Genomic DNA, 20584 nt, shown 5'->3' with positions numbered 1-20584 from the left:
GCTGCCGAAGGCTGCGATCTTTTGATATTGCTGTTGCTTTACAGCGGCAATCCAGCCTTGACCCGATACTGATTGCGCACCGGCGTCGCATATTGCAGCACCAGGTACGGCCGATGCTCAGCGGGGCAGGCGTCCAGTCGGCTTTGCCATTCATCCTGCGCCTTGGCCAGTTCGTCAGCCGGGAACACCTCGGCCGCCGTAGGCACATTCAGTTGCGGATCGGCATCCGCCCACTGCGCGTACGCCAGGTAATGCACCGGGAACAACCGGTAGCCGCCGAGAATCTGCTTGTCCATTTCGATCGCCAATTGCTTGGTGTCCTCGAACACTTCGGTGATCGGCGCGGCAAAGTTCACGTGGACCCGGCCCTTATAACCGGTGATGCCCTTGGCGATGCTCACGTCATCCTCGCCCGGCGCTTTGGCGTAGGTGCCGGTGGTGGCGCGTATGTAGAGTTCGCGGGCCTTGGCCTGGTCGCAAGGGTCGTACTCATAGCTGATCGACACTGGCGTCACGTTGAGCGAGCGGATCACTTCGCCGAACGGCTCGTCCTTGCGGCTCATGTGGAACATCTTGAGGATCGCCGACTCGGTGCGGTCGTCGCCGTCCTTCGCCCGACCTTCAGCCTGAGCAATCCAGATCGACGCGCAATCGTTGCGTATCGAGTGATTGATGTACGCCGACAGCAATTGATACGCCGCCATTTTCTCGCGACGGCCGGTGATCGAACGGTGGACGATGAAGCTCTTGTTCAAGCGCATCAGGTCACTGACAAACGGCTTCTGCAGCAGGTTGTCGCCAATCGCGATGCGCGGCGTCGGCAGGCCGGCGTGGTACACGGCGTAGTTGACGAAGGCCGGGTCCATGACGATATCGCGGTGGTTGGCGATGAACAGGTAGGCGCTGCCGGACTTGAATTGCTCGACACCGGTATACGTCACGCCGTCGGTGGCGCGCTCGATGGTGTGGTCGACGTAGAACTCGACTTTGTCCTGTAAGGTAGCCACGGAATTCACGTCGGCAAACTCACGACGCAGCCGATGGGCTATAAGAGGTTTGAGCATCCAGCCGAAGGCACCGGCAAAACGCGGGAAGCGGAAGTGGGTGAGGATATCTAGAAACGCCTTGTCGCCGAGCAGCCTTGCCAGTACCGCAGGTACTTCGCTGTCGTCGTAAGGTCGGATGGCATCGAATTCGCCCATCATGCTCTCTTGTTGGAAACGGCTAGGGTAAGTAAAGGGTTTGATCGAAAACCCGCGGGGCACGGTCTGAAAAGTAGTCAGACAAAAATAGCCCTGCAAATAGACCGGCGATTATACGCACAAGTCACTGGGGAGACCGCGATGCTGGAAAATGCACTGTATGAATGTCCGTATTGCGGTGAGGAAGTCGAGACCACTCTGGATTTGTCCGCTGGGGATCAAACGTATATCGAAGACTGCCAGGTGTGCTGTCGTCCGATCACCTTTGTCCTGCAGGTACATGAAGAAGAGTGGCATCTGGAAGTCTTCAGCGAAAACGAGTGAGGGCCGCGTATGCAGCGCATCTACGAACCGGCGAACCTGATGGAGGGCGAAATGCTCAAGGGCATGCTTGCCACTGAGGGGATCGAGGCGCATCTGATTGGCCGTGATCTGGTGGGCGGTGCGGGTGAATTGCCGATCTTCGGCCTGCTCTGGCTGTCGGTGGATAACGATCAGGCCGAATACGCCCGCGAGTTGATCACCGCGTACAATGCCGCGCTGCCGCTGCCCGGCGACGAACCGGAAAGCTTTCCCGGCACGCTGGTCTGTTAGGCTGGCGTTCGTTTGATCAAGAGTCGTGCTGCCCCATGTGTGGACGTTATGCCCTGTTTCGCTGGAACCGCGACTTCGCGACCCTGCCAGGTTTTCCCGCCGATCAGCAGGCGCAGTGGAACATTTCCCCGAATGATTCGGTGTTGATGCTACGTGCCGAAGAAGACGGCCAGCGCACCTTGGCCCGTGCGCGCTGGGGCCTGACGCCGCCGTGGCTGACCGATCTGTCGAAGACCCCGGCCCATGCCCGCGCCGAAACCGTCGCTGAACAACCGATGTTTCGTGAGGCCTTGCGCTTGCGTCGCTGCCTGCTGCCGGCCAACGGTTTCTACGAATGGCGTGGCACCCAGCGCAAGCGCCCTTACTGGTTGACGCCGGGGGAGGGCTCGTCGTTGTTTTTCGCCGCGATCTGGGAAGCGTATCCGGTGCAGGAACAGGTCTGGCTGAGCACGGCGGTGATTACTCAGTCGGCGGCGAGTCAGCGCCGGCCGTTGATTCTTGATGAAGCGGGGCAGGCTGCCTGGCTTGATCCCGAAACGCCGCTGCATGTGTTGCAGGGTTTGCTCGCCAGTGAACCGGCGGCGCTGCGCGAGCGGGTGCTGGCGAATCTGGTGAATGATCCGAAGTTGAACGGGCCGGAGTGTTTGACCCCGGCTTGATTTGCGTGGATCAAAAGCTCCTCACCCCAGCCCTCTCCCGGAGGGAGAGGGAGCCGAATGGGGGATGCTTGAGAGGTACACCGACCTGAACGATCTGTTGTGAATCCATAATCGACTGTTTTTTTCAGGTCGATGTATAGCGCAAGACATCGCGGTCGGTCCCCTCTCCCTCCGGGAGAGGGCTAGGGTGAGGGGCTCTTGATCTTTCAGACCTTGAACTGATTGATCAACCGCCGCTGCTGCTCGGCCAGTTTGGTCAACCCGGCGCTCGCCGAACTCGATTCATCCGCACCGCCGGCCACTTCATTCGCCACCTGACCGATGTTGATCACATTGCGGTTGATGTCGTCGGCCACTGCACTTTGCTCTTCGGCCGCACTGGCAATCTGCGTGTTCATATCGTTGATCACCGACACGGCCTGAGTAATGGTCTCTAGCGCTTCGGCCGCTTTCGCCGCGTGCTGCACGCTTTCGTCGGTGCGGTTCTGGCTGTCTTCCATGACGCGCACCACATCGCGCGTGCCCTGTTGCAACTGCTGGATCATGCTCTGAATTTCTTCAGTGGCCTTCTGGGTTTTCTGCGCCAGATTGCGCACTTCATCCGCAACCACGGCAAAACCGCGACCCTGCTCGCCGGCGCGCGCGGCTTCGATTGCCGCGTTCAGTGCCAGCAGGTTGGTCTGTTCGGCGATGCCGCGAATGGCGGTGAGGATGGCGTTGATGTTTTCGCTGTCCTTGGCCAGGGTCTGCACCACCTCGACAGCCTTGCCGATTTCCACCGCCAGTACGCCAATCGAATTCGAGGTGTCGCGCACGATCTGCATGCCCTGGCTGGCGGCCTGGTCGGCGTGGCTTGCCGCTTGTGCGGCCTGGGTGGCGTTGCGCGCCACGTCCTGGGCGGTGGCGGTCATTTCCTGCACCGCAGTCGCCACCTGATCGATTTCGGCCATTTGTTTCTGCACGCCGATGTTGGTGCGGATGGCGATGTCGGCGGTGTGTTCCGAAGAATCGCTGACGCTCTGCACCGAGGTCACCACTTGGGTGATCATCGCCTGCAATTTGGCGAGGAAGGTGTTGAAGCCTTTGGCAATCGAGCCCAATTCGTCGCTGCGGTCACTGCTCAAACGACGGGTCAGATCGCCTTCGCCCTGAGCGATGTCATCAAGCATGGCGACCATTTGCTTGAGTGGCCGCGCAATGCCGTGACCCACCAGCCAGATCACTAGCAGGCCGATGCCGGCGATGATCAGGCCGACCATGGCCATGCCGAAGGTGTCGGATTTGCGCTGGGCATCAAGATCAGCCTGGAGGTTTTGCAGATCGGCCATGACCGCGTTGAGCGGCAATTGCAGCATCAGTGTCCAGCGTGCGTCGGTCTGGCCGATGCCGAACGGCAGGTACAGTTCGATGCGGCCCTTGGCCTGATTCACCGAATAGGTGACCTCGTCGCGCTTGAGATTGGCGAGATTGCTGGCCTGTTCGGCGTCGAGGATGTCGCTGACTTTTTCACCAAATTTGCTCGAGTCCTTGGTGTAGGCAACGATCCGCCCGTTGCCGCCGACCAGCGCCATTTCACCGGCGCCGCTGTAAAGCTTCTGATTGGCGGCGAGCAGCATGTCCTGAATGAAGTTCACCGAGAGGTCGGCGCCGACGATGCCCTGGAACGCGCCGTTGACCATGATCGGTTCAATGAACGAGGCGAGCATGACAATCTTGTCACCGACCTTGTACGGTGCCGGGTCGATCACGCAGGGTTTCTTCGTCTCTTTCGAGCACAGGTAGTACTCGCTGGCGCGCACCCCGGTGGACAGGGTTTTCTGATCGTCGACATCGGCCAGTTTGTCCACGCCCAGGCTGCCGTCGGTATTGCGGAACCACCACGGCAAAAAGCGCCCGGTGGCCGGGTCGATACCGACCACGGCGCTGCCGATGTAGGCCGCGTCATTGTGGTCCAGTGCGTTTTTTTCCCAGCCGATGTAGGTGCCGAGAATCTTCGGGTTCTTTTCGACGTTTTCCTTGATCAGGCTGATCAGTTGTTCGCGGCTGACGCTCAGGCGCGGCTGGCCATCGGTGCCGGTTGTGCCGAGCAGGGCGTTGACCCGTACCAGACCGCCGGCAATCAGCAGCGGCGCTTCGAGTTCGCGCTGGATCTGGCTGACCTGGGTCTGCGCCAGCGAGGTCAGGCGCTGTTCGATGACTTGCTCGAACTGCGCCTGGGTGCGCTGTTGCACCATTTCTTGCGTGCGAGCGCCGGAGAACAGCGCGTACAGCACCAGCGCCGCGACCACGCTGAGAACGATGGCGCCGGCCAGGGCGGCGACGGAAAACTGGATCGACTTGAACTTCATGGGAGCTCCGCACGCAAGAGGACAAACTGCGAGGGATTTATCGGCGGGGTGGGCGCGGCCATGAGAGACGCTGGTCGGAATCGCCGCGCGATGTCGCTGACGGATCGGTGCGCGGCGGATTCAATGCGCGTTGAGGAATTTCCAGCCAGTCTTGCGGCCTTAGGTGGATGTACGCGCAATGCGTCCGTTGTATCTGGCGCCGATACAATTAGCCGCCTAGGATACGCCTCAGGTTTTCAGGGAGCTTTCGAATGAACAAGACATTAGTGGTAAGTGCTTTGAGCGCAGCGCTGTTGCTGGCCGGTTGTCAGTCGGTCAACACCACCAGCGGCGGCGCCGTGGGCGTGGAGCGCAAGCAGTACATGTTCAGCATGCTGTCCTCGCAAGAGGTCGACCAGATGTACGCGCAGTCGTATCAGAAGACCGTCGGCGAGGCGTCGAGCAAAGGTGTGCTGGACAAGACCAGTCCTGAAGCCAAGCGCGTGCAGACCATCGCCAACCGCTTGATCGCCCAGGCGCCAACCTTCCGCCCGGACGCGGCGCAGTGGCAATGGGAAGTCAATCTGATCAAGAGCGATGAGCTCAATGCCAACTGCGGTCCCGGCGGCAAGATCATCTTCTACACCGGGCTGATCGACAGCCTGAAACTCACCGACGATGAAATCGCTGCGGTCATGGGCCATGAAATCGCCCACGCCCTGCGCGAGCACGGTCGTGAAGCGATGTCCAAGGCTTACGGAATGGAGATGGCCAAGCAGGGCGCCGGTGCCCTGTTCGGTCTGGGGCAGGACAGCCTGGCGCTGGCCGACACCGTGGCCAACTACGGCATGACCTTGCCCAACAGCCGCGCCAACGAAAACGAAGCCGACCTGATCGGCCTGGAACTGGCCGCCCGCGCCGGCTACAACCCGAACGCGGCGATCACCCTGTGGGACAAGATGAGCAAGGCTTCCGAAGGCGCGCCACCGGAATTCATGAGCACTCACCCGGCCTCGAGCAGCCGCATTGCTGCGTTGCAGGCAGCGATTCCGAAGGTGATGCCGCTCTACAACAGCAGCAAGCGATAAGCTGCAAGCTGCAAGCTAAAGCAGATGTGCGTGGCTTGCAGCTTTTTACTTGCAGCTTGCAGCTAGAAGCTTGCAGCTGCTTCAAACCCAGCCGCTGCTCTGCATCGCTTTATAAACCGCAACAATCGCCAGAATCATGAACGCCGAAGCCGCGAGGCGGCGGATCAGGGTCAGCGGCAGTTTCTCTGCGGCAAAGTTACCCGCCAGTACTACCGGCACGTTGGCAATCAGCATGCCCAAGGTGGTGCCGATAATCACCAGCCACAGTTCCGGATATTGCGCGGCGAGCATCACCGTGGCGATCTGCGTCTTGTCGCCGATTTCCGCGAGGAAGAACGCGATCAGCGTGGTCAGGAACGGCCCGAACTTGCGCGCCGTGCTGGCTTCGTCGTCATCCATTTTGTCCGGGACCAGGGTCCACAGCGCCGTGGCGGCGAAGCTGGCGGCGAGGATCCAGTGCAGGACGGCGTCGGAGAAGAAACTGCCGACCCAGGCACCTACCGCACCGGCTGCTGCGTGGTTGGCCAGGGTCGCGGCGACAATCCCGGCGATGATCGGCCAGGGTTTGCGAAAGCGAGCGGCGAGAATCAGCGCGAGCAGTTGCGTCTTGTCGCCGATTTCGGCCAAGGCAACGATAGCGGTGGGAACGAGTAACGAGTCCAGCATCAGGGATTTCCTAAGGGGCGGGTCGACACGGCTATGACACGTACAGCCTTCCCGCCCCGGGTAAGGTGTGCGTGTCATAGGTCTTGTCAAACCCTACGATCCGTCTGGTGCGGACGCTTGGGTCGCATACGCCATGATCTGAGGATCAAGTATGTTGACGTATGCCGGACGAGCTTGGCGCTCGTGGGAGACTACTCCCCTAGGACGGAGCGGATTCTGCCTAGGCAAATCCGATTGGGCAAGAACAAATTTTCAGCCGCGCTTGGCCCGATAGATCCGGAAACCATTGCCTTCAGCCTTGATCGCACACACGCCCAGGTGCTCCTCGATCAACGGCTGATACTTGAGGAAGCTGTTCGCCACAAGGCGCAGTTCGCCACCGTTTTTTAAATGTTTAGCCGCTTTTCGCAGCAGGTTCTCCGTAGCGAAATAATCGGTGTGCACGCCGACATGGAATGGCGGATTGCTCAGAATCGCGCTCAAACCCATCGGCGCCGCGTCGATGCCGTCGCCGGTCAGCACTTCGGCTTCCAGGCCATTGGCGGCCAGGGTCAGACGGCTGCTGGCAGCGGCGAACGCGTCGACATCCAGCAACGTCACCTGATTGTGCGGATAGCGACGTTTCACCGCAGCCCCGAGCACGCCGGCGCCGCAACCGAAATCGAGCAGATGGCCGCTCGGCAGTTTGTCCAGATGCTCCAGCAGCAGGGCGCTGCCGCGATCCAGGCGCCCATGGCTGAACACGCCCGGCAAGCTGATGACTTTCAACGGCCCTTCGGCCAGCGGCAGTTCGTAGGTCTGCGCCAGGCTTTCCAGCGGTTTCGCTTCAGGCGCATTGGCCACGGTGACTTGCCAGAGCTGGCAGTGGCGAGCGCTGTCGAGTTTGCGTGGCTTGCCGAACGGGTTGAGCTGTTTGGACGCGCCTTCGATGCCGCTGCGTTTTTCCCCGACCAGAAACACCTCACGCCCGGCCAGACGCGACGCCACGGCGTTGAGGATGTAATCGGTGAGGTCCTTGGACTTGGGCAGGAACACCACAGCGCTGTCGAAATCGCGCTCCGGGACATTCACGCCGAACTGGCTGCGGCCCTCGAAACGCGCGTCCAGTGCGGCTTGGTCGCCAGCGTGCCAGCACCAGCCGAACGCATTCGGCAGACGCCCGAGCAAATCATCGGCGGGCAGGCCGGCCAACAGCAGCGAACCCTGGAATAACTCGGCCTGACGAAGCAGTACTTCACTGCGCGGATCCATAACTGCTCCTTGAAAAAAAGTGCCGCAGTTTATCAACTGACGACCCGCAGCGCCTCACCGCTGAAGAACGCCTGGGCATTTTCGCTCAGTTGCCCGACGATACGCTGGCGCGCCTCGCGACTGCCCCAAGCGTTATGCGGGGTGACGATCAGGCGCGGGATATCGGCGGCGAGCAGCGGATTGCCCTGGGTCGGTGGCTCGACACTCAACACATCGGTGGCCGCACCGCCGAGATGACCGCTGCGCAAAGCGTCGGCCAGCGCCTGCTCATCGATCAGGCCGCCACGAGCGGTATTGACCACAAATGCGCCGGGCTTCATCGCGGCCAGTTCGCCGGCGCCGATGAAGTTCCGGGTGTGCTCGTTGAGCGGGCAGTGCAGGGTCAGGGCGTGGATCTGCGGCAGCAGTTCTTTCAGCGGCAAGCGATCCGGCCGAGCCGGGCGCCCCGGAATCTGCCCGAGCAACACGCGCATGCCGAACGCTTCGGCCAATCGCGCCACGGCGCCACCGAGCTCGCCATGGCCGAGCAGGCCGAGGGTTTTGCCTTGCAGTTCGACGATCGGGTAGTCGAGCAGACAGAACTGTTTCGCCTGTTGCCAGCGGCCTGCGCCCACAGCCTTTTGATAGTCGGCCAGGCGCGTAGCGAGGTTGAGCAACAGCATGATCGTGTGTTGCGCCACCGACGGCGTGCCGTAAGCCTGGCAATTGCACACGGTGATGCCGTGGGCGCGGGCGGCAGTGAGGTCGACATTGTTGGTGCCGGTGGCGCTGATCAGGATCAGTTTCAGTTGCGGGTTGGCAGCCATCGCGGCCGCGTCGATCACGACTTTGTTGGTGATCGCCACACTGGCGCCGTGCAGGCGTTCGCTGACCTGTTCCGGCAGAGTCTGGGCGAACAGCTGCAAGTCGCTGAAGCATTCGCGCAACGGACCGAGGTCCAGATCGCCGAGGTCCAGCGAAGGGTGATCAAGGAATACCGCGCGGCGCGTGTTCGTCATCAACTGTACCTTTTGTGCTGTGAGCGGAGGGCGTACTCTGCCGAGCCTACCAGATGAAACAATTGGTTACTCGACACCGAGATGCCTTGAACTCTTGTGGGAGCGAGCCTGCTCGCGAAAGCTCTGGCCCAGTCAACATCTCTGTTGGCTTACCCAGCGCTTTCGCGAGCAGGCTCGCTCCCACAGGGAAAGCATTCGGCAATGAGCCCAGTGTGAACATTCGAATCCTGAGGAGCCCCCATGTACTGGACCGAGTTCTTGACCGTTGCCCTGATCCATCTGCTCGCCGTGGCCAGCCCCGGCCCGGACTTTGCCGTGGTCGTGCGCGAGAGCGTGACCCACGGGCGCCGCGCCGGCACCTGGACCGCGCTGGGCGTGGGCTCGGCGATTTTCCTGCATGTCGGCTATTCGTTGCTCGGCATCGGTCTGATCGTGTCGCAGTCGATCGTGCTGTTCAACGCGCTGAAGTGGGCCGCCGCCGCGTATCTGCTTTACATCGGCTTCAAGGCCTTGCGCGCGCAACCGGCGAAAACCGTCACCGATGACTTGCACCGGGAAACCGGCGTACGCACCGCGCGGGGCGCCTTTACCTCGGGCTTCGTCACCAACGGTCTGAACCCGAAAGCCACGCTGTTTTTCCTCTCGCTGTTCACCGTGGTGATCAACCCGCACACACCGCTGGCGGTGCAGGCCGGTTACGGCGTTTACCTGGCGGTGGCGACGGCGATCTGGTTCTGCCTGGTGGCGATGCTGTTCAGCCAACAACGCGTGCGCGCCGGCTTCGCCCGCATGGGCCACTGGTTCGACCGCACCATGGGCGCCGTGCTGATCGCTCTCGGCGTGAAAATCGCGTTCACCGAGATGCACTGACCGGGCCGCGTTGTTCTCTTGCAGGAGCTGACGAGTGCAACGAGGCTGCGATCTTTTGATCTTGTCTTTTCATAAGCAAATCAAAAGATCGCAGCCTTCGGCAGCTCCTACAGGGGCCATATCCAATTTCCTGATACCTGGGGTGCTGGCGCAAAGCTAGCATTTGTACGGCTCTGCAAATCATTCCTTTGGCTGATTTGACTGTCATGCTGGCGCACTAGAGTACGAATCTCTCCGCCAACACCGTGCAGTCAGAAAAGGGATTCTTATGTTGCAGACTCGGGTCATTCCGCCGGCCGATGGGGCCTACCAGTATCCATTGCTGATCAAACGGCTGCTGATGTCCGGCGCCCGTTACGAGAAAACCCGCGAAATCATCTACCGCGACCAGTTGCGCTACAGCTATCCGACCCTGATCGAGCGGGTTGCGCGGCTGGCCAACGTGCTGACGGCTGCTGGCGTGAAGGCCGGTGACACCGTGGCGGTGATGGACTGGGACAGCCACCGTTACCTGGAATGCATGTTCGCCATTCCGATGATCGGCGCGGTGATCCACACCATCAATGTGCGCCTGTCACCCGAGCAGATCCTCTACACCATGAACCACGCCGAGGACCGCTTCGTGCTGGTCAACAGCGAGTTCGTCGGGCTGTATCAGGCCATCGCGCCGCAGCTGACCACGGTGGAGAAAACCCTGCTGCTGACCGATCTGCCGGAGAAAACCGCGGAGCTGCCGAACCTTGTCGGCGAATACGAGCAACTGCTGGCCGCTGCGAGTGCGCAATACGATTTTCAGGACTTCGACGAAAACTCGGTCGCCACCACGTTCTACACCACCGGCACCACGGGCAATCCGAAAGGCGTGTATTTCACCCATCGGCAACTGGTGCTGCACACCATCGGCGTGGCGACGATCATGGGTTCGATCGACAGCGTGCGGCTGCTCGGCACCAACGATGTGTACATGCCGATCACGCCGATGTTCCACGTCCACGCCTGGGGGTTGCCGTACGTGGCGACCATGCTCGGGCTCAAGCAGGTTTATCCGGGGCGTTACGATCCGGAGTATCTGGTGGAGTTGTGGCGCAAGGAGAAAGTCACCTTTTCCCATTGCGTGCCGACCATCCTGCAGATGCTGCTCAACGCCAAAGCCGCGCAGAGTGCCGACTTCGGCGGCTGGAAGATCGTCATTGGCGGCAGCGCACTCAATCGCAGTCTTTATGAAAACGCCAAGGCCCGTGGCATTCAGCTGACGGCCGCTTACGGCATGTCGGAAACCGGGCCGCTGGTGTCCTGCGCGCACCTCAACGACGAATTGATGGCCGGCAGCGAAGACGAGCGCACCACTTACCGGATCAAGGCCGGCGTGCCGGGGCCACTGGTCGAAGCGGCGATTGTCGACGGCGAGGGCAATTTCCTTCCGGCCGACGGCGAAACCCAGGGCGAACTGGTGCTGCGCGCGCCATGGCTGACCGAAGGTTATTTCAACGAACCGCAGAAGGGCGCCGAGCTCTGGGCCGGTGGCTGGTTGCACACCGGTGACGTCGCCACGCTCGACAGCATGGGCGTGATCGATATTCGTGATCGCATCAAGGACGTGATCAAGACCGGCGGCGAGTGGATCTCCTCACTCGACCTCGAAGACCTCATCAGCAGGCATGCGGCGGTACGCGAAGTAGCAGTGGTGGGCATCGCCGATCCGCAGTGGGGCGAGCGCCCGTTTGCCTTGCTGGTGGTCCGCGAAGGCCAGGTGATCGGCGCACGGGAACTGAAGGAACACCTCAAGCCGTTCGTCGAGCTGGGGCACCTGAGCAAGTGGGCGATTCCCAGTCAGATCGCCCTTGTTACCGAAATTCCCAAGACCAGTGTCGGCAAGCTCGACAAGAAGCGCATTCGCCTCGACATCACCGAATGGCAGGCCAACAACAGCACCTTCCTTTCGACACTTTAAGTGCCTGCTGGCGCGCCGAAACCGGCGCGCCAGACCCACCAAGCAAGCGCTTGGCTTGTGAAATCGAAAAAATCAGCCATCCTTGCCGTGCCGACGTGTGTCGGACTGGCGAAAGGACTGTTCCAGAGTGGTTGGCGGCTGCAAATCACACTTTAGAGGGATCAAGCACTACCACCCGCTGGCTATAGTCCGCTCAAGGACTTTTTGAAAACGGAGCACACGCACTGAACGGGGCGAGCAACTCTGGAACGATTTCGGGCAGCCCTGGCGCCCGGTCCTCCACAGCGTTTTTAAAAGTACTCACTGCCATAACAATAATGCACATGGAGTAGCGTCGATGACCTCAGTAAACCAGTTCTGGCGCCGGGCGAAACTGCCTCTGGCGGTCAGTCTTGCCTCCTCGCTCGCCGGGCCTGCATTCGGCGTCAGTTTCAACGTCGGTGAAATCGAAGGCCAGTTCGACTCGTCCCTGTCGATCGGTGCCAGTTGGTCTACTCAGAGCCCGAACAAGAACCTCATCGGCGTCAACAACGGCGGCCGCGGCCTGTCGCAGACCTCCGATGACGGTCACGCCAACTTCAAGAGCGGCGAAACCTTCTCGAAGATCTTCAAGGGCATCCATGACCTTGAATTGAAATACGGCGACACCGGCGTGTTCGTCCGTGGCAAGTACTGGTACGACTTCGAACTGAAGGACGAGAGCCGCGAGTTCAAGGACATCAGCGACAGCAACCGTAAAGAGGGCGCCAAGTCCTCCGGCGGGCAGATCCTCGACGCCTTCGTCTACCACAACTACGCGATTGCCGATCAGCCGGGCTCCGTGCGTCTGGGCAAACAGGTAGTGAGCTGGGGTGAAAGTACCTTCATCGGCGGCGGCATCAACTCGATCAACCCGATCGACGTCTCCGCGTTCCGTCGTCCGGGCGCCGAGATCAAGGAAGGCCTGATTCCGGTCAACATGTTCTACGTGTCGCAGAGCCTCACCGATAACCTCTCGGCCGAAGCGTTCTACCAACTGGAATGGGATCAGACTGTCGTCGATAACTGCGGCACCTTCTTCTCCCAGCCGGACATCGTTGCCGACGGTTGCGACAACAATTTGCGCGTACTGAACAAGCGTTCGCAGATTCCGGCGATCGCTTTGGGGCCGTTGGCCGCCAACGGTGTGAACGTCGACGAAGAAGGCGTGCTGGTGCGCCGTGGGCCGGACCGTGACGCGCGCGATAGCGGTCAGTGGGGTGCGTCCCTCAAATACATGTTCGAGCCACTCGACACCGAGTTCGGCGCCTACTTCATGAACTACCACAGCCGTGCGCCGATTTTCAGCGCCACCGGCGCACCGCAATCGGTCTACAACACCGCCGCCGGTCTGCCGGGGCCGTTTGCCGCGCTCGCACCGCTGCTGGTTGCGGGCAATTCGAATTACTTCATCGAATACCCGGAAGACATTCGTCTCTACGGTCTGAGCTTCTCCACCACCCTGCCTACCGGTACGGCGTGGAGCGGTGAGATCAGCTACCGTCCGAACGCGCCGGTACAACTGAACTCCACCGACATCCTGTTTGCCGGCGTGCGTCCGCTGGGCGGCGCGCTGACCAACGCTTCGCTGCTGACCGGCGTGCCGGGTCAGGATCTGCATGGCTATGAGCGCAAGGAAATTACCCAGATCCAGACGACCTTCACGCACTTCTTCGATCAGGTCATGGGCGCCAGCCGTCTGACCCTCGTTGGTGAAGTCGGCGCGACCTACGTCGGTGGCCTGGAAAGCCGTTCCGACAAGCGTTATGGCCGCGATCCGGTCTACGGTCCGGGTGAGTTGCCGGCCACTGGCGGTATCGATACCTGCGCCAACATCCTCAACAACAGCACGATCAACGGCGCAGGTCCTGGTTCGCCGCAGAACAACCGCAGCCGCAATTGCGAAAACGACGGTTTCACCACGTCGATGTCGTGGGGCTACCGTGGTCGGGCGATCTGGGAATACAACGACGTGTTTGCCGGTGTGAACCTGAAGCCGAACGTGGCCTGGTCCCACGACGTCAGCGGTTACTCGCCAGGCCCTGGCGGCAACTTCGAGGAAGGTCGCAAAGCGGTCAGCCTGGGCGTCGATGCCGAGTACCAGAACACCTACACCGCGAGCCTGGCCTACACCAATTTCTTCGACGGCAAGTACACCACCGTGGATGACCGCGACTTCGTGGCGCTCAGCTTCGGCGTGAACTTCTAAGCACTGCATTTCAGGACGAACGAATTTATGAAAATAACAAAGAGTCTGTTCCACGCCGGTGTTCTGGGCCTGTCGCTGCTGGCGACCAGTGTCATGGCGGCGGTGCCTGCTGCCGAAGCGGACAAACTGGGCAAGAGCCTGACGCCGATGGGCGCGGAAATGGCCGGTAATGCCGACGGTTCGATCCCGGCCTGGAAACCACTGCCGAAAAATGCCGGCAGCGTCGACAGCAAAGGCTTCCTGTCCAACCCTTACGCCAGTGAGCAGCCGCTGTTCACCATCACTGCCAAGGATGTCGACAAGTACAAGGACAAGCTTGCCCCGGGCCAGTACGCGATGTTCAAGCGCTATCCGGAAACCTTCAAGATGCCGGTCTATCCGTCCCATCGCGGCGCCACCGTGCCGGATGACGTGTTTGCCGCGATCAAGAAGAACGCCACCAGCACCAACCTGGTGTCCGGCGGCAACGGTCTGGAAAACTTCGATACCGCCGTGCCGTTCCCGATCCCGAAAACCGGTGTGGAAGTGATCTGGAACCACATCACCCGCTATCGCGGCGGCAGCGTGACCCGTCTGGTGACCCAGGCCACGCCGCAACCGAACGGCTCGTACAGCCTGGTGTACTTCCAGGATCAGTTCGTGTTCCGCGACAAGATGAAGGACTACGATCCGGCGAACCCGGGCAACATCCTGTTCTACTTCAAGCAGAAAGTGACCGCGCCGGCGCGTCTGGCTGGTGGCGTACTGCTGGTGCACGAGACTCTCGACCAGGTCAAAGAGCCACGCTCGGCGTGGGTCTACAACGCCGGTCAACGTCGTGTGCGTCGTGCACCACAAGTGTCGTATGACGGCCCGGGTACCGCCGCAGACGGCCTGCGTACCTCCGACAACCTCGACATGTACAACGGTGCGCCGGATCGTTACGACTGGAAGCTCGAAGGCAAGAAAGAGATGTACATCGCCTCCGACAGCTACAAGCTCGACGATCCGAAACTGAAGTACTCGGACATCATCAAGGCCGGCCACATCAACCAGGACCTGGCACGCTACGAGCTGCGCCGCGTCTGGCACGTGGTCGCGACCCTGAAGGAAGGCCAGCGCCACATCTATGCCAAGCGTGACTTTTACATCGACGAGGACACCTGGCAGGCAGCGGTCATCGACCACTACGACGGTCGTGGCCAACTGTGGCGTGTAGCCGAGGCGCATGCCGAGAACTACTACGACAAGCAAGTGCCGTGGTACGCCCTCGAAACCCTCTACGACCTGCAGTCCGGCCGTTATCTGGCACTGGGCATGAAGAACGAAGAGAAGCAGGCGTATGACTTCGGCTTCACCGCCACCACCAGCGACTTCACCCCGGCCGCTCTGCGTCAGGATGGTGTTCGCTAAACCTGCGTAAACCCGAGGCCGCATCCTCGTGAAAACGCCCCGACCGGTTCGGGGCGTTTTTTTGCGTGCGGTTTCACGCCGCACCGCTCATGTAGAAGCTGCCGAAGGCTGCGATCTTTTGATCCTGTTTTTGATTCTGGAAAAAGCAAAGTCAAGAGATCGCAGCCTTCGGCAGCTCCTACACGGATTCATCGTGGTCGCGATTGGTCGGTGATGCCGGATTTTGGCGGCGCTGTGTAGGCTTTTTGTAGCCATTTGTAGCAGTGACCTTCATTACCTCTTCGTTTAAGGCTAGGCTGCGGACATCTGCAACGCCGCCAATCGCCTTCGAACAAGAGCCGGCCATGACTGATCTGTCCCCACTTCCGGGTCCCGCAAGCATCACCGTCGCAGCACTGGACGGGCGTTTTTTCCGCCCACCGCTGCCTGACGGCTATGTCTTGCGGCCGCGCCTTTGCCAGCGTCTGCAGGCCGGGCTCGGAGGTCGGTTGCTGCTGGTCAGCGCCCCGGCCGGGTTCGGCAAAAGTTCGCTGGCGGTGGAGTTCTGTCAGAGCCTGCCGGCGCACTGGCAAAGTCTCTGGCTGGGCTTGAGTCCGCGTGACAGTGATCCCGGGCGTTTTCTCGAGCGCTTGCTCGAAGGGCTGCAGGACTATTTTCCGGCCTTGGGCGCTGGTGCCCTCGGCCTGTTGAAAATGCGTCAGCGCCATCAACCATTTGCTTTCGAAGAGTGGCTCGACGGTCTGCTCGATGAGCTGGCGCTGCATCTCGATCCTGCTGCACCGCTGCTGCTGGTGCTCGACGACTACCACCTCGCCCAGGGGCCTGTGCTGGATCGTTGCCTGCAATTTTTCCTCAATCATCTGCCCGATGGCTTGCTGGTGATGGTCACCAGCCGTCAGCGCCCGGACTGGCATCTGGCGCGTCTGCGCCTGTCGCGGCAGTTGCTTGAGCTGCACGAACAGGATTTGCGCCTGACCCACGACGAAGCCCTGACCTTGCTCGATCGCCACAGCAGCTCACTGCGCGGCGAAGCACTGGAAAGCCTGATCCAGCGCAGCGAAGGCTGGGTCGCCGGCCTGCGCTTCTGGCTGCTGGCGGTGGCCGAGGCGGGCAACGATGCCGCGCTGCCGCAAGCACTGAACGGCGGCGAAGGGCTGATCCGCGATTATCTGCTCGAAGAAGTCATCGATTGCTTGCCGGCCGAAGTGCAATCGTTTCTCTACGAAACCGCTCCGCAGGAACGCTTTTGCAGCGAGCTGTGCGACGCCGTCCGCGAAGCCCATGACAGCGCCGAGATCCTGCGCTTTCTGCTCGCCCATCAGGTGTTTCTGGTGCCGCTGGACGAGCACGGTCACTGGTACCGCTATCACCATTTGTTTTCTGACTTGTTGCGCAGCCGGCCGATCGCCCAGGCGATGGTGCCCAACGCCACCCTGCATTTGCGCGCCTGCCGCTGGTTCAACGCACAGGGCCTGCTCGACGAAGCGGTGGAGCAGGCGTTGCGTGCCGGGCATCTCGATGTCGCGGCGAACCTGGTACAGAACCTGTCCGAAGAACAGCTGCTCGCCGAGCAGAACGTCGGCATGCTGCTGCGCTGGAAAATGGACTTGCCCGACAGCCTGCTGATCAGCACGCCACGGCTGATTGTGCTCTACAGCTGGGCGCTGGGGCTGGCCTGTCAGCTCGATGCCGCTGAAGAGCTGGCCAGCCATTTGAGCCGTTTCCTGCCGGCGCCTTCGGCCACTGCGCAGAAATCCATGCTGGCGCAATGGCTTGCGCTGAGCGGGATCATCGCTCGCGGACGCGGCCATCGTGAACTGACCCTGCGCTATTGCAGTGAAGCGCTGGAGAGCCTGCCGGCCAAGCGTTATGGCCAGCGGCTGATGTGCCTGTCGACCTTGTCCAATCTGGCGATCGCGGACGGCGATCTGTGGCGCGCTCGTGGCCTGAACCGTGAGTCCCTCGAACTGGCGCAACGGGTCGGCAATCCATTATTCGAAGCACTGGCGCACTACGACAGGGCCCGGGTTCTGCAATCGCGGGGCGAGATCCTGCGCGCGCTGGATGAAGTGCATCAGGGCCTGGAACGCTTGCGCGGTCTGTCGCCGCAACGCCTGTACGCCGTGCGCGCACGGCTGACGTTGTATGAAGGTTTCCTGCTGGCGATGCGTTTGCAGCCGCAAGCCGCACGCCTGCGTCTGCTGGCCGGCATTGGCGAGGCGCGCGCCTGTCGCGACATCAGCGTGCTGATCGGCCACTGCGTGATTGCCCGCCTGGACGGCGCCAGCGGCGAGTTCGCCAAGGCCTTCGCCGAACTCGCCGAAGCCGAACGCCTGATGCACATCTGGGACGTACCGCCGATTTACTATCTGGCGATGATCACTCTGGTCAAATGCGAGCTGTGGCTGGCTCAGGGCCGCATCGATCTTGCCGAGGCGTGGCTTGCACGATTGGGCCAGACCTACACCGGCGAAAACGCTGCGGCGCCACCGGAATTTCATCCACAGCTGCCGCTGCATGTGGAACTGCAACAGGCGCTGCTCGATGTGATTCAGGGGCAACCGATGCTTGCCGAAGGGCGCTTGAACGTGTTGCATGAAAACGGCCAGCAGACCGGCCGGCAGTTGCTCAGTGTGATGGCGTTGACGCAGAAGGTGGCGCTGTTGCTGTCGAGTGGACGCGAGCCCGAGGCGCGCAAGGTGTTGAGTCAGGCGCTGGAAGCTGCGGCCGGCGGCGTCTACCAACCCTTTGATGCGCTGCTGAAAAGTCATGCCGACTGGATGCGCGGGCAATTGCAGCCGCTCTCCTGCAACGCGGTCGGCCAGCAATTGCTCACGCATTTTCCAACAGCCGCGCCACGCCCGGCCGTGGAAAGCTCCGCTACCGAACAACTCAGCAGCCGGGAATTGGCCGTGCTGCGCCTGATCGCTCAGGGCTGTTCCAATCAGGAAATCAGCGAGCAGTTGTTCATTTCCCTGCACACCGTGAAAACCCACGCCAGCCATATCAACAGCAAATTGGGGGTTGAGCGGCGTACGCAGGCGGTGGCGCGGGCGAAGGCGTTGGGGTTATTGCTCTAGCGCCGGTAAAATTCGCCATCGGCCGTTGCCAGCGGCGTTGACCCTGTCCAGGATTTTTCCATGACCACGCCCAGCCCTGCGCTTATCCGCGAAACCTTCCCCGTCGGCCCGCTCCAGTGCAACTGCACCATCATCGGCGACCCGATCACGAAAAAAGCCATCGTCGTCGACCCGGGCGGCAACCCCGACCTGATCATGGCGCGGCTCGATGCGCATGGCCTGAAAGTCGTCAGTATCATTCACACCCACGCCCATCTCGATCACTTCCTCGCTTCCGGGCAGATGAAAGAAAAAACCGGCGCGACGCTGCATTTGCACAAGGAAGACCAGTTCCTCTGGGAAAACCTCGAAATGCAATGCCAGATGTTCGGCGTGCCGTACACCCCGGTGCCGTCGCCGGATCGCTGGTTGAGCGATAACGAAGAACTCGCCTGCGGTTGCGGCGTGGCCCTGCACACGCCGGGACATACACCCGGTTCCATGAGCTTCTGGTTTTCCGAGGCTAAGCTGTTGATAGCCGGCGACACGCTGTTTCGTCGCGGGGTAGGGCGCACGGATTTGTGGGGTGGCGATCAGGCGACCATCGTGCGTTCGATCAAGCAGCGGCTGTATACGCTGGACGAGGACGCAACGGTTGTCACCGGGCACGGTCCGGATACGCGTCTGGGTGATGAGATGCGCGAGAACCCGTTTGTGCGTGCCTGAATTTTTTGTCACGGGTGTGCGGCGGAATTTTTGCGCATTGTCATGATCCAACGCCCGCGCAGGTCCATTGATTGATCAGTGGCCGCTGCACCACAGAATGCAAAAAGACCAGGAGCTCTCCATGTTCACCACGCGTCGTTTGATTATTGTCGCTACTGCCGTGGCCGTGCTGTCCGGCTGCGCCTCGCCCAATCCGTATGACAATCAGGGTCAGGCCGACGGTGGCTCGCAAGGCATGAGCAAAACCGCCAAATACGGTGGCCTCGGTGCGCTGGCCGGTGCACTCGCCGGTGCCGCCATCGGCCACGACAACCGTGGCAAGGGCGCCTTGATCGGCGCTGCCGTCGTCGGTGCCTCCGCAGCAGGCTACGGCTACTACGCCGACCAGCAGGAAAAGAAACTGCGCGCGAGCATGGCCAACACTGGCGTTGAAGTGCAGCGTCAGGGCGATCAGATCAAGCTGATCATGCCGGGCAACATCACTTTCGCCACCGATTCGGCGAACATCGCGTCCAGCTTCTATCAACCGCTGAACAACCTGGCCAACTCGCTGAAAGAGTTCAACCAGAACCAGATCGAAATCGTCGGTTACACCGACAGCACCGGCAGCCGCCAGCACAACATGGACCTGTCCCAGCGTCGTGCGCAGAGCGTGGCGACCTACCTGACCTCGCAAGGTGTCAGCGGTGCCAACCTGTCGGCCCGTGGCGCCGGCCCGGATAACCCGATTGCCAGCAACGGCGACGTCAACGGCCGCGCGCAGAACCGCCGGGTCGAAGTCAACCTGAAGGCGATTCCGGGTCAGCAGTACGGTGGTCAGCAGCAACAGCCGGGTACGGTGCAGCAGTATCCGTAAGCGATTGCCTGATTGAAGAAATGCCCGGTCCTGTGATTCGGGCATTTTTTTGTGTCATCTGTGCCGGCCTCTTCGCGGGCAAGCCCGCTCCCACAGGTATTGGTGGTGTACCCAAAATCTGTGTTCCACACCTGGCCCCTGTGGGAGCGGGCTTGCCCGCGAAGAGGCCAGTGTTGTCACCGCAAAATCAGCCGATACAAAAAAGCCCCCGGACAACAGCATTGTCCGGGGGCTTTTTGTTGGGCGCGAAACCCGATTACTTCTTCAGACCATAATGCTCATCGAGCATGCCCGGCGAATTCGGGCTCTTCGGTGCGTAATCACGCGGTGGTTCCTGATCGCGCGGTGGCGTCAGGCGTTCACGTGGTGCCTGCGCTGCGTCGGCGTGCAGGGCGGCGATCAGGCGCTGGCGGGTCTGCTCGTCCAGGGCCAGACGATTGGCGCCCTCGGCGAGGTGGTCCTGCACTTCCTGATAGCTCTGGGTCAGCTTCTTGACCAGCATCGCGGTGCTGTTGAAGTGCGTGACCACTTCGTTCTGATAACTGTCGAAACGCTCCTGGATATCATCCAGTTGACGCTGCGTGCGGCTCGGTGCGGCGTTCGGCGCAACGCGCGCGATCAGGAATCCAATGGCGACACCCACAACCAGGGCAAGAGTCGGTAACAACCAAACTAAGAGCGAGTGTTCCACGAGTCCTTCCTCTATAAACGGCTTTGC

At 61.1% G+C, this 20584-nt stretch carries 17 protein-coding genes and 1 riboswitch; of the genes, 11 read left to right on the top strand and 6 right to left on the bottom strand.

Annotation, left to right across the window (positions count from 1 at the left end; translation table 11 throughout):
* Nucleotides 1-38 precede the first annotated feature (38 nt).
* Nucleotides 39-1205 carry a 1-acyl-sn-glycerol-3-phosphate acyltransferase gene (locus D8U60_RS12385; RefSeq protein ID WP_041479984.1) on the bottom strand — a complete coding sequence of 389 codons (1167 nt, stop codon included), beginning with the start codon at nt 1203-1205 and terminating at the stop codon, nt 39-41.
* A gap of 138 nt (nt 1206-1343) precedes the next feature.
* Here D8U60_RS12385 and D8U60_RS12380 point away from each other — a divergent pair, with 138 nt between their 5' ends.
* Genes D8U60_RS12380 through D8U60_RS12370 form a run of 3 tightly spaced genes read left to right on the top strand, consistent with a single transcriptional unit; the run spans nt 1344 to nt 2455 of the window.
* The gene (locus tag D8U60_RS12380) at nt 1344-1526 is read left to right on the top strand and encodes a CPXCG motif-containing cysteine-rich protein (protein ID WP_016773238.1); all 183 of its coding nucleotides are present in this window, start codon (nt 1344-1346) and stop codon (nt 1524-1526) included.
* 9 nt (nt 1527-1535) lie between these two features.
* Nucleotides 1536-1796, top strand: a complete 261-nt coding sequence (locus tag D8U60_RS12375; protein ID WP_016773239.1) for a DUF2007 domain-containing protein — start codon at nt 1536-1538, stop codon at nt 1794-1796.
* A 35-nt stretch (nt 1797-1831) separates the two neighbouring features.
* Nucleotides 1832-2455, top strand: coding sequence for an SOS response-associated peptidase (locus tag D8U60_RS12370; RefSeq protein ID WP_130900211.1), 624 nt, complete (start codon nt 1832-1834; stop codon nt 2453-2455).
* 206 nt (nt 2456-2661) lie between these two features.
* Here the strand turns inward: D8U60_RS12370 and D8U60_RS12365 are convergent, their stop codons facing one another.
* On the bottom strand, nt 2662-4803 hold the full coding sequence (locus tag D8U60_RS12365) for a methyl-accepting chemotaxis protein (protein WP_122699526.1): 2142 nt from the start codon (nt 4801-4803) through the stop codon (nt 2662-2664).
* 251 nt (nt 4804-5054) lie between these two features.
* Here D8U60_RS12365 and D8U60_RS12360 point away from each other — a divergent pair, with 251 nt between their 5' ends.
* Nucleotides 5055-5870 carry a M48 family metallopeptidase gene (locus tag D8U60_RS12360; protein ID WP_122507852.1) on the top strand — a complete coding sequence of 272 codons (816 nt, stop codon included), beginning with the start codon at nt 5055-5057 and terminating at the stop codon, nt 5868-5870.
* 81 nt (nt 5871-5951) lie between these two features.
* Here D8U60_RS12360 and D8U60_RS12355 read toward each other — a convergent pair whose 3' ends face one another.
* The 3 genes from D8U60_RS12355 to D8U60_RS12345 form a co-directional block, all read right to left on the bottom strand.
* Nucleotides 5952-6536: a TMEM165/GDT1 family protein gene (locus tag D8U60_RS12355; RefSeq protein ID WP_130900210.1), complete on the bottom strand. Its 585-nt coding sequence runs from the start codon at nt 6534-6536 to the stop codon at nt 5952-5954.
* An 89-nt stretch (nt 6537-6625) separates the two neighbouring features.
* Nucleotides 6626-6748: riboswitch (yybP-ykoY riboswitch) on the bottom strand.
* Nucleotides 6749-6788: 40 nt separating this feature from the next.
* A complete protein-coding gene (locus tag D8U60_RS12350) occupies nt 6789-7787 on the bottom strand; it encodes a class I SAM-dependent methyltransferase (protein ID WP_122611807.1) in 999 nt (332 codons plus the stop codon).
* 32 nt (nt 7788-7819) lie between these two features.
* The gene (locus tag D8U60_RS12345; protein ID WP_130900209.1) at nt 7820-8785 is read right to left on the bottom strand and encodes a 2-hydroxyacid dehydrogenase; all 966 of its coding nucleotides are present in this window, start codon (nt 8783-8785) and stop codon (nt 7820-7822) included.
* A 240-nt stretch (nt 8786-9025) separates the two neighbouring features.
* Here D8U60_RS12345 and D8U60_RS12340 point away from each other — a divergent pair, with 240 nt between their 5' ends.
* From D8U60_RS12340 to D8U60_RS12310, 7 genes are all read left to right on the top strand, one after another.
* Nucleotides 9026-9655, top strand: coding sequence for a LysE family transporter (locus D8U60_RS12340; protein ID WP_016773245.1), 630 nt, complete (start codon nt 9026-9028; stop codon nt 9653-9655).
* A gap of 268 nt (nt 9656-9923) precedes the next feature.
* Entirely contained in the window at nt 9924-11606 is a 1683-nt protein-coding gene (locus tag D8U60_RS12335) for a fatty acid--CoA ligase (protein WP_130900208.1), read from the top strand.
* Between the two features lie 337 nt (nt 11607-11943).
* Nucleotides 11944-13833 (top strand): DUF1302 domain-containing protein, encoded by a 1890-nt coding sequence (locus D8U60_RS12330; RefSeq protein ID WP_122611810.1) that lies wholly within the window; start codon nt 11944-11946, stop codon nt 13831-13833.
* Nucleotides 13834-13860: 27 nt separating this feature from the next.
* Entirely contained in the window at nt 13861-15225 is a 1365-nt protein-coding gene (locus tag D8U60_RS12325) for a DUF1329 domain-containing protein (protein WP_024014265.1), read from the top strand.
* Nucleotides 15226-15569: 344 nt separating this feature from the next.
* Nucleotides 15570-18305 (top strand): LuxR C-terminal-related transcriptional regulator, encoded by a 2736-nt coding sequence (locus tag D8U60_RS12320; RefSeq protein ID WP_130900207.1) that lies wholly within the window; start codon nt 15570-15572, stop codon nt 18303-18305.
* 60 nt (nt 18306-18365) lie between these two features.
* On the top strand, nt 18366-19010 hold the full coding sequence (locus tag D8U60_RS12315) for an MBL fold metallo-hydrolase (RefSeq protein ID WP_130900206.1): 645 nt from the start codon (nt 18366-18368) through the stop codon (nt 19008-19010).
* 121 nt (nt 19011-19131) lie between these two features.
* The gene (locus D8U60_RS12310) at nt 19132-19866 is read left to right on the top strand and encodes an OmpA family protein (RefSeq protein WP_016773250.1); all 735 of its coding nucleotides are present in this window, start codon (nt 19132-19134) and stop codon (nt 19864-19866) included.
* A 256-nt stretch (nt 19867-20122) separates the two neighbouring features.
* Here the strand turns inward: D8U60_RS12310 and D8U60_RS12305 are convergent, their stop codons facing one another.
* Nucleotides 20123-20557, bottom strand: a complete 435-nt coding sequence (locus D8U60_RS12305) for a DUF1043 family protein (RefSeq protein WP_016773251.1) — start codon at nt 20555-20557, stop codon at nt 20123-20125.
* Between the last annotated feature and the right edge of the window lie 27 nt (nt 20558-20584).

The organism is Pseudomonas sp. Sample_11, from assembly GCF_004307505.1.
Lineage (GTDB): Bacteria > Pseudomonadota > Gammaproteobacteria > Pseudomonadales > Pseudomonadaceae > Aquipseudomonas > Aquipseudomonas atacamensis.
Note: the sequence above shows the minus strand (reverse complement) of the source record. Positions and strands in the feature narration are given on the sequence as shown.

What these genes read in the sequence shown, in the direction of transcription:
- D8U60_RS12385 (WP_041479984.1), bottom strand. Translation starts at nt 1,205, where the DNA reads ATGATGGGCGAATTCGATGCCATCCGACCTTACGACGACAGCGAAGTA.
- D8U60_RS12380 (WP_016773238.1), top strand. Translation starts at nt 1,344, where the DNA reads ATGCTGGAAAATGCACTGTATGAATGTCCGTATTGCGGTGAGGAAGTC.
- D8U60_RS12375 (WP_016773239.1), top strand. Translation starts at nt 1,536, where the DNA reads ATGCAGCGCATCTACGAACCGGCGAACCTGATGGAGGGCGAAATGCTC.
- D8U60_RS12370 (WP_130900211.1), top strand. Translation starts at nt 1,832, where the DNA reads ATGTGTGGACGTTATGCCCTGTTTCGCTGGAACCGCGACTTCGCGACC.
- D8U60_RS12365 (WP_122699526.1), bottom strand. Translation starts at nt 4,803, where the DNA reads ATGAAGTTCAAGTCGATCCAGTTTTCCGTCGCCGCCCTGGCCGGCGCC.
- D8U60_RS12360 (WP_122507852.1), top strand. Translation starts at nt 5,055, where the DNA reads ATGAACAAGACATTAGTGGTAAGTGCTTTGAGCGCAGCGCTGTTGCTG.
- D8U60_RS12355 (WP_130900210.1), bottom strand. Translation starts at nt 6,536, where the DNA reads ATGCTGGACTCGTTACTCGTTCCCACCGCTATCGTTGCCTTGGCCGAA.
- D8U60_RS12350 (WP_122611807.1), bottom strand. Translation starts at nt 7,787, where the DNA reads ATGGATCCGCGCAGTGAAGTACTGCTTCGTCAGGCCGAGTTATTCCAG.
- D8U60_RS12345 (WP_130900209.1), bottom strand. Translation starts at nt 8,785, where the DNA reads ATGACGAACACGCGCCGCGCGGTATTCCTTGATCACCCTTCGCTGGAC.
- D8U60_RS12340 (WP_016773245.1), top strand. Translation starts at nt 9,026, where the DNA reads ATGTACTGGACCGAGTTCTTGACCGTTGCCCTGATCCATCTGCTCGCC.
- D8U60_RS12335 (WP_130900208.1), top strand. Translation starts at nt 9,924, where the DNA reads ATGTTGCAGACTCGGGTCATTCCGCCGGCCGATGGGGCCTACCAGTAT.
- D8U60_RS12330 (WP_122611810.1), top strand. Translation starts at nt 11,944, where the DNA reads ATGACCTCAGTAAACCAGTTCTGGCGCCGGGCGAAACTGCCTCTGGCG.
- D8U60_RS12325 (WP_024014265.1), top strand. Translation starts at nt 13,861, where the DNA reads ATGAAAATAACAAAGAGTCTGTTCCACGCCGGTGTTCTGGGCCTGTCG.
- D8U60_RS12320 (WP_130900207.1), top strand. Translation starts at nt 15,570, where the DNA reads ATGACTGATCTGTCCCCACTTCCGGGTCCCGCAAGCATCACCGTCGCA.
- D8U60_RS12315 (WP_130900206.1), top strand. Translation starts at nt 18,366, where the DNA reads ATGACCACGCCCAGCCCTGCGCTTATCCGCGAAACCTTCCCCGTCGGC.
- D8U60_RS12310 (WP_016773250.1), top strand. Translation starts at nt 19,132, where the DNA reads ATGTTCACCACGCGTCGTTTGATTATTGTCGCTACTGCCGTGGCCGTG.